Below are 7,457 nucleotides of genomic sequence, written 5' to 3'. Positions count from 1 at the left end.
TGGTCGAACCCGGCCGCGCCGCGGCCCGGGCCTCAGAACGGAATGTCGTCGTCCATGTCGCGCGAGAAGCTCGGCGAGCCGCCGCCGGCGGCGCGGCCGGCCGATGCGGGCTTGGCACCATAGTCGTCGTAGTTCTGGTCGCCGCCGAAATTCGATCCGCCGAAATCGCCGCCGCCGCGCCGCTCGCCGCCGCCCTCGCCGCGCCCGTCCAGCATGGTCAGCGTCGAGTTGAAGCCCTGCAGCACCACCTCCGTCGTGTAGCGGTCGTTGCCGGTCTGGTCCTGCCACTTGCGGGTCTGCAGCGCACCCTCGATATAGAGCTTGGCGCCCTTCTTCACATATTGTTCGATGACCTTGCAGAGGCCCTCGTTGAAGACCACGACATTGTGCCACTCGGTCTTTTCGCGGCGCTCGCCGGACGTGCGGTCGCGCCAGCTTTCCGACGTCGCGATCCGCAGATTGGCGATCGGCCGGCCGTCCTGCGTGCGCCGGATTTCGGGATCGGCCCCGACATTGCCGATGAGGATCACCTTGTTGACGCTGCCAGCCATGAACTCTGTCCCTGTGTCGTGCCGGGCGCATCGCCGCCCGGTCTCGTTTCGTGCAATCCGCCCATCATATCGACCGCGGCCGGCCCGCGCCGCCCGCGCCGCCGGTAATCCACAGATCATTGCGCTTCAATTTGTTCTTTTTTTGTTCTAATGGGCCTCTATACTCTTGTCAACCGAATCGGAATGACGCAGTGATTTACCCGAAGAGCGCATGGACAGGCTCCCCGCCGTCCCTACATAGGTAGCGCATCCCTCACCTGACGCTGGACACCATGAGCGAACTCAAGACCATTTCCATTCGCGGCGCGCGCGAACACAATCTGAAGGGCATCGACCTCGACCTGCCGCGCAACAGCCTGATCGTCATGACGGGCCTGTCAGGCTCCGGCAAGTCGTCGCTCGCCTTCGACACGATCTATGCGGAAGGCCAGCGCCGTTATGTCGAGAGCCTGTCGGCCTATGCCCGCCAGTTCCTCGAGATGATGCAGAAGCCGGATGTCGACCAGATCGACGGCCTGTCGCCGGCGATCTCGATCGAGCAGAAGACGACCTCGAAGAACCCGCGCTCGACCGTCGGCACGGTCACCGAGATCTACGACTACATGCGCCTGCTCTTCGCGCGCGTCGGTGTCCCCTACTCGCCGGCGACGGGCCTGCCGATCGAGAGCCAGACGGTCAGCCAGATGGTCGACCGCGTGCTCGCCATGGAGGAAGGCACCCGCCTCTACATCCTCGCGCCGATGATCCGCGGCCGCAAGGGCGAGTACAGGAAGGAACTCGCCGAGTTGATGAAGAAGGGCTTCCAGCGCGTCAAGGTGGACGGCCAGTTCTACGAGATCGCCGACGTGCCGGCGCTGGACAAGAAATACAAGCACGACATCGACGTGGTCGTCGACCGCGTCGTCGTGCGTCCCGACCTCGCCGCACGCCTCGCGGACAGTCTGGAGACCAGCCTCCGGCTCGCCGACGGGCTGGCGGTCGCCGAGTTCGCCGACAAGCCGCTGCCGCCCGAGGAGACGTCCGCCGGCGGCTCGGCCAACAAGTCGCTGAACGAGACGCACGAGCGGGTGCTGTTTTCCGAAAAATTCGCCTGCCCCGTCTCCGGCTTCACCATTTCCGAGATCGAGCCGCGGCTCTTCTCCTTCAACAATCCCTTCGGCGCCTGCCCGACCTGCGACGGGCTCGGCAGCCAGCAGAAGATCGATCCGGACCTGATCGTGCCCGAGCCGCAGCGGACGCTCCGCGACGGCGCCATCGCGCCCTGGGCCAAGTCGTCCTCGCCCTACTACAACCAGACGCTGGAGGCGCTCGGCGAAGCCTACGGCTTCAAGCTTTCCCATCGCTGGTCGGAACTCTCGCAGGAGGCGCAGAATGCCATCCTGCACGGCACCCGGGAGAAGATCGAGTTCAACTACAAGGACGGCGCACGCTCCTACAAGACGGTGAAGACCTTCGAGGGCATCGTGCCGAACCTCGAGCGGCGCTGGAAGGAAACGGATTCCGCCTGGGCGCGCGAGGAGATCGAGCGCTACATGTCGGCCGCCCCCTGCCCCGCCTGCAACGGTTTCCGGCTGAAGCCGGAGGCGCTGGCCGTCAAGATCGACAGGCTGCATATCGGCGAGGTCACGCAGATGTCGATCCGCGTGGCGCGCGACTGGTTCGAGGCGCTGCCCGAGCACATGAACGCCAAGCAGAACGAGATCGCGGTGCGCATCCTGAAGGAGATCCGCGAGCGGCTGCGTTTCCTCAACGACGTCGGGCTGGAATATCTCTCGCTGTCGCGCAATTCCGGCACGCTGTCGGGCGGCGAAAGCCAGCGCATCCGGCTTGCCTCGCAGATCGGCTCGGGGCTGACCGGCGTGCTCTACGTGCTCGACGAGCCGTCGATCGGCCTGCACCAGCGCGACAATGCCCGCCTGCTGGAGACGCTGCGCCACCTGCGCGACATCGGCAACACGGTGATCGTCGTCGAGCATGACGAGGACGCCATCCTGACGGCCGATTACGTCGTCGACATCGGCCCGGCCGCCGGCATCCACGGCGGCGAGGTGATCGCCCAGGGCGCACCGTCCGACATCATGGCCCATCCGAAGTCGCTGACCGGAAAATACCTCTCCGGCGAGATGGCGGTCGGCGTGCCTTCGGAACGGCGCAAGCCGAAGAAGAAGAAGGAAATCAGGGTCGTCGGCGCGCGGGCGAACAATTTGAAGAATGTCACTGCGGCGATTCCGCTCGGTGTCTTCACGGCGGTCACCGGCGTTTCCGGCGGCGGCAAGTCCACCTTCCTCATCGAGACGCTCTACAAGTCGGCGGCGCGCCGCATCATGGGCGCGCGCGAAAACCCGGCCGAGCACGACCGCATCGACGGTTTCGAGTTCATCGACAAGGTGATCGACATCGACCAGTCGCCGATCGGCCGCACGCCGCGCTCGAACCCGGCCACCTATACCGGCGCCTTCACGCCGATCCGCGACTGGTTCGCCGGCCTGCCCGAAGCCAAGGCGCGCGGCTACCAGCCGGGCCGCTTCTCCTTCAACGTCAAGGGCGGGCGCTGCGAGGCCTGCCAGGGCGACGGCGTCATCAAGATCGAGATGCATTTCCTGCCGGACGTCTATGTCACCTGCGACGTCTGCCACGGCAAGCGCTACAATCGCGAGACGCTCGACGTCACCTTCAAGGGCAAGTCGATCGCTGACGTCCTGGACATGACGGTGGAGGAAGGCGTCGACTTCTTCGCCGCCGTGCCCGCCGTGCGCGACAAGCTCGTCACCCTGAACCAGGTCGGCCTCGGCTATATCAAGGTCGGCCAGCAGGCGAACACGCTGTCGGGCGGCGAGGCGCAGCGCGTCAAGCTCGCCAAGGAACTGTCGAAGCGCTCGACGGGCCGCACGCTCTACATCCTCGACGAACCGACGACCGGCCTGCATTTCCACGACGTGGCGAAGCTCTTGGAAGTGCTGCACGAGCTCGTCAACCAGGGCAATTCGGTGGTCGTCATCGAGCACAATCTCGAAGTCATCAAGACCGCCGACTGGGTCATCGACTTCGGCCCCGAGGGCGGCGACGGCGGCGGCGAGGTGATCGCGGAAGGCACGCCGGAGGATGTGGTAAAGGTCGAGCGCTCCTATACCGGGCAGTTTCTCAAGGACCTGCTGGAACGGCGGCCGATGCGGAAGGTCGCGGCGGAATAGGGTTTGCTACCAGAGGAGATGAACACCGAAGGACAGGAAGGCCTTGTCCGAACTGATCACCGGCATGTCTTCAAGCTTCGCCTGGGCGGCGATCAGGCGGTCGAACGGATCGCGGTGTTCGCCAGCCATGCGGCCCGCCAGCAGCGCGTGATCGGCCGTGAGATCGAGTTTCGTGAAAGCGCCCTGGATCAGTATGGATTCGAACCGGTCAGAGATTTCGCGGGCTTCGTCGAGTTTGCCGATGCGAACCTTCGTCGCGATCTCGAACGCCGTCACTGAACTCACGAAGCGTGTGATGCCCGGATTGTCGATCGTTTCCCTGGCGCGAGCGCTTAGTCGCGGGTCGGCCATGAGCCACCAGAGAAGCGCTTGCGTGTCCAGGAGAACGGTCAGACGTCTCCCTCCCAAAGCTTCAGCTCGTCTTCCGGAAGCGGATCGAAGAAGAATGAGTCGGGAATTTTACCGCGCAGGTGGGCGTGGCTGCCGTAGCCGCGAACGGTCGGCTTCGGCGCTTCAAGCGCGACGAGTTTCGCAACTGGCTTGTTGCCGCGTGCCAATACGATTTCTTCACCCGCCTCGGCACGCGCAATCAGTTTCGACAGTTCGGTTTTCGCCTGATGGATATTGACAACGGTCATGCACATCATCCTTGAGCAATTATTACATAGCTAATTTCCTAGCTAACTTCAACGGGAGGCAATTCATGACCCAATCCGGCATCATTCGCACCGGCATCGGCGGCTGGACCTTCGATCCGTGGGAAGGCACCTTCTATCCGGAAAAACTGCCGAAGAAGCGACAGCTCGAATTCGCCAGCCGCGAGCTGACGGCGATCGAGGTCAACGGCACCTATTACGGCTCGCAGAAGCCGGAAACCTTTGCCAAATGGGCGTCCGAGGTGCCGGACGGCTTTGTCTTCTCGCTGAAGGCCAGCCGCTTCTCGACGAACCGCAAGGTGCTGTCGGACGGCGGCGAATCCGTCGAAAGGTTCCTGACGCAGGGCATCACCGAACTCGGCGACCATCTCGGCCCGATCCTCTGGCAGTTCGCGCCGACGAAGAAATTCGAACCGGAGGATTTCGAGGGCTTCCTCAAGCTTCTGCCGGACAAGCAGGACGGGATCCCGCTGCGTCATGTGCTGGAGGTGCGCCATGATTCCTTCAGGGTGCCGGAATTCGCCGCACTCGCCCGCAGGTACGCAGCCGCCGTCGCCTATGCCGAGCACGCCGCGTATCCGGAGATTGCCGACGTCACGACCGACTTCGTCTATGCCCGCCTCCAGAAGGGCTCGGACGAGATTGCGACCTGCTACACCCCCGAAAGACTCGATCTGTGGGCCGGCCGGCTGAAGGAATGGGCCTCCGGCGGCGGGCCGGCCGACCTGCCGCTGATCGATCCGGACCACAAGCCGGAGAAAGTGCCGCGCGACGTCTTCGCCTTCTTCATCACCGAAGGCAAGGTCAACGCGCCGAACGGTGCGCGAGAGCTCCAGAAGCGGGCCGGCTGACGGCCGTTGCGCCTGTCGCGGGCGTGGAATCAGGGCTGGACGAGCGGCCCGATCGCCTCGACGAGCGTTTCGGCGGTCAGTCCGTCGCCGGCTTTCCGGCCCGCCTCGCCGTGACGCCAGACGGCTGCGGCCGCCGCCTCGAAGGGTGGCATGCGCTGCGCAAGATGCGCGCCGACGATGCCGGCGAGCACGTCGCCGGAGCCTGCGGTCGCAAGGCAGGGCGGCGCATTGTCGTTGATCAGCGCCCGCCCGTCCGGCGCCGCGATCACCGTGTCGGCTCCCTTCAGCACGATCACCGCATTGCTGCGCGCCGCCGCCGCCCGTGCGCGGTCAACCTTGGAAAGCGTCCCGTCGGCCGCGAGATCCGCGAAGAGCCGTGCGAACTCGCCGTCATGCGGCGTCATGACGAGCCGCGGCGGACCATCCCGGAAAAGCGCAAAGAGGGCATCCGGATCGTCCCGGAAGGCGGTGATGCCGTCCGCGTCGAGCACCAGCGCGCGCCTGCCGGTCGCCGCGACGAAGGCACGCGCCTTCGCCAGATCGCCGAAGGCCGGGCCGAGCACGAAGGTGCGGAAGCGGTCGTCCGCAAGCAGCGCGGCAAGGGCCCGTTCGTCATCGACCCGCCGCAGCATGACGGCCGTCAGATGCGCCTCCAGTGCGGCCAGGGCGTCGCCTGGCCCGAGCACCGTGACGAGGCCGGCGCCGGCGCGCAATCCCGCCCCGGCCGCCAGCCGCGCCGCGCCGGTGGCACCCGCCCCGCCGGAAAAGACCGCGAGATGCCCGCGGCCGTATTTGTGGCCCGCCCCATCCGCCTTCGGCAGCGCCATGCGCCAGATGTCGGGGCCGTTGACGCGCAGATGATGCCCCTCGTGCAGGACGATGCGCGGCGGAATGCCGATGTCGAAAACGTCGGTCTCACCGCAAAGCGCCCGTCCCGGCATCAGCAGATGGCCCGGCTTGCGGCACATGAAAGTGACGGTGACGGCCGCGTCGAAGGCGGCGCCGCGCACCGCGCCCGTGCGGCCGTCGACGCCGCTCGGCAGGTCGGCGGCCACCACGGGGAGCGCCAGACCGTTGACCGCGTCGATCACCCGGCAGACCGTGTCCGGCAGGTCCCGTGCAAGCCCCGCCCCGAACAGCGCGTCGATTACCACGTCCCCGGGCGATGCTTGGTAGCCGGCTAATGATATCGTGTCTCCCGCCCACAGATGCCGAGCCGCCGCCGCGTCTCCCGTCAGCGCGTCGGGATCGCCGAAGGCGAAGAGCGCAACCGGCGCTCCGGCTTCGACCAGCGCGCGCGCGGCGACGTAACCGTCCCCGCCATTGTTTCCGGGACCGCAGAGCACGGCAAAGCGCAGGCCCCCGGGAAAGCGCCGCAGCGCCGCCGCGGCGACGGCGCGGCCCGCCCGCTCCATCAGGCCCTGGGATGACAGGCCGGAGGCCGATGCCGCCCGGTCGACCGCGGCCATCTCGTCCGGTGTCAGCACGAGATTTTCAAGCATGCTGCGCATGACCGGCACCATCGCGCGAAAGGCCCGGAACCGCAAGCGCCGAAACCCCGCGAAATGGGTGAAATAATATGCATTTGCACATAGTTAGTGCACAGTTTTAAGTCGACGCGAAAGGCACGCTTGGGCTCGCGCCGATTCCCATGAGAAAGCCGCCTCAAAGTTATAATTTTTAGGCAAATTCCACTGGTTTTCTGCCCGCAAAGGCGCAAGATTGCCGTCAATCAGCCGGCGGAGCGCCGATTTGCGCACTAATTCGTTGCAGTCTGGCATGCAAAATGCATGATTTGGCGCAGCGGCAATCTGCCTGCTCAACGGGAGAAGCGGAGAGACATTTTCTCATGAAAAAGATCGAAGCGATCATAAAGCCTTTCAAGCTGGACGAAGTGAAGGAAGCTCTTCAGGAAGTCGGCCTGCAGGGTATTACGGTCACGGAAGCCAAGGGCTTTGGGCGCCAGAAGGGCCACACGGAACTCTATCGCGGCGCCGAATATGTCGTGGATTTCCTGCCCAAGGTGAAGGTCGAGGTGGTGCTGGCCGACGAGAATGCGGAAGCGGTGATCGAGGCCATCCGCAACGCCGCCCAGACCGGCCGCATCGGCGACGGCAAGATATTCGTCTCGAATGTCGAGGAAGTCATCCGCATCCGCACCGGCGAAACCGGGATCGACGCCATCTGACTGCCATCCAAATGCCTTGC

7 protein-coding genes are annotated in these 7,457 nt (G+C 65.1%); 3 read left to right on the top strand and 4 right to left on the bottom strand.

Going from position 1 to position 7,457, the window contains the following annotated elements:
• Window positions 1–32 precede the first annotated feature (32 nt).
• The gene (locus LXM94_RS14125) at window positions 33–551 is read right to left on the bottom strand and encodes a single-stranded DNA-binding protein (protein ID WP_235772108.1); all 519 of its coding nucleotides are present in this window, start codon (window positions 549–551) and stop codon (window positions 33–35) included.
• Window positions 552–823: 272 nt separating this feature from the next.
• Between LXM94_RS14125 and uvrA the strand changes: the two genes are divergently transcribed.
• Window positions 824–3,742, top strand: coding sequence for an excinuclease ABC subunit UvrA (uvrA, locus tag LXM94_RS14120; RefSeq protein ID WP_235772107.1), 2,919 nt, complete (start codon window positions 824–826; stop codon window positions 3,740–3,742).
• Window positions 3,743–3,748: 6 nt separating this feature from the next.
• Here the strand turns inward: uvrA and LXM94_RS14115 are convergent, their stop codons facing one another.
• Both LXM94_RS14115 and LXM94_RS14110 read right to left on the bottom strand, forming a co-directional pair.
• Window positions 3,749–4,150 carry a type II toxin-antitoxin system VapC family toxin gene (locus tag LXM94_RS14115; protein ID WP_268965126.1) on the bottom strand — a complete coding sequence of 134 codons (402 nt, stop codon included), beginning with the start codon at window positions 4,148–4,150 and terminating at the stop codon, window positions 3,749–3,751.
• On the bottom strand, window positions 4,132–4,380 hold the full coding sequence (locus LXM94_RS14110) for a type II toxin-antitoxin system Phd/YefM family antitoxin (protein WP_235772105.1): 249 nt from the start codon (window positions 4,378–4,380) through the stop codon (window positions 4,132–4,134). The genes LXM94_RS14115 and LXM94_RS14110 overlap by 19 nt, the downstream gene beginning before the upstream one ends.
• A 65-nt stretch (window positions 4,381–4,445) precedes the next feature.
• Between LXM94_RS14110 and LXM94_RS14105 the strand changes: the two genes are divergently transcribed.
• Window positions 4,446–5,249 carry a DUF72 domain-containing protein gene (locus LXM94_RS14105; protein ID WP_235772104.1) on the top strand — a complete coding sequence of 268 codons (804 nt, stop codon included), beginning with the start codon at window positions 4,446–4,448 and terminating at the stop codon, window positions 5,247–5,249.
• Window positions 5,250–5,278: 29 nt separating this feature from the next.
• Here LXM94_RS14105 and LXM94_RS14100 read toward each other — a convergent pair whose 3' ends face one another.
• Window positions 5,279–6,760 carry an NAD(P)H-hydrate dehydratase gene (locus tag LXM94_RS14100; protein ID WP_235772103.1) on the bottom strand — a complete coding sequence of 494 codons (1,482 nt, stop codon included), beginning with the start codon at window positions 6,758–6,760 and terminating at the stop codon, window positions 5,279–5,281.
• Window positions 6,761–7,098: 338 nt separating this feature from the next.
• Here LXM94_RS14100 and LXM94_RS14095 point away from each other — a divergent pair, with 338 nt between their 5' ends.
• Entirely contained in the window at window positions 7,099–7,437 is a 339-nt protein-coding gene (locus LXM94_RS14095) for a P-II family nitrogen regulator (RefSeq protein WP_011975544.1), read from the top strand.
• Window positions 7,438–7,457 lie beyond the last annotated feature (20 nt).

The organism is Rhizobium alarense (assembly GCF_021555155.1).
Classification (GTDB): Bacteria; Pseudomonadota; Alphaproteobacteria; order Rhizobiales; family Rhizobiaceae; genus Rhizobium_D; species Rhizobium_D alarense.
The sequence above is the reverse complement of the archived record's forward strand: the minus strand, read 5'-3'. Positions and strand labels throughout refer to the sequence as shown.

Bases quoted from the DNA above. Each gene is read 5' to 3' on its own strand.
- LXM94_RS14125 (WP_235772108.1), bottom strand. From the start codon at position 551: ATGGCTGGCAGCGTCAACAAGGTGATCCTCATCGGCAATGTCGGGGCC.
- uvrA (WP_235772107.1), top strand. From the start codon at position 824: ATGAGCGAACTCAAGACCATTTCCATTCGCGGCGCGCGCGAACACAAT.
- LXM94_RS14110 (WP_235772105.1), bottom strand. From the start codon at position 4,380: ATGACCGTTGTCAATATCCATCAGGCGAAAACCGAACTGTCGAAACTG.
- LXM94_RS14105 (WP_235772104.1), top strand. From the start codon at position 4,446: ATGACCCAATCCGGCATCATTCGCACCGGCATCGGCGGCTGGACCTTC.
- LXM94_RS14100 (WP_235772103.1), bottom strand. From the start codon at position 6,760: ATGCGCAGCATGCTTGAAAATCTCGTGCTGACACCGGACGAGATGGCC.
- LXM94_RS14095 (WP_011975544.1), top strand. From the start codon at position 7,099: ATGAAAAAGATCGAAGCGATCATAAAGCCTTTCAAGCTGGACGAAGTG.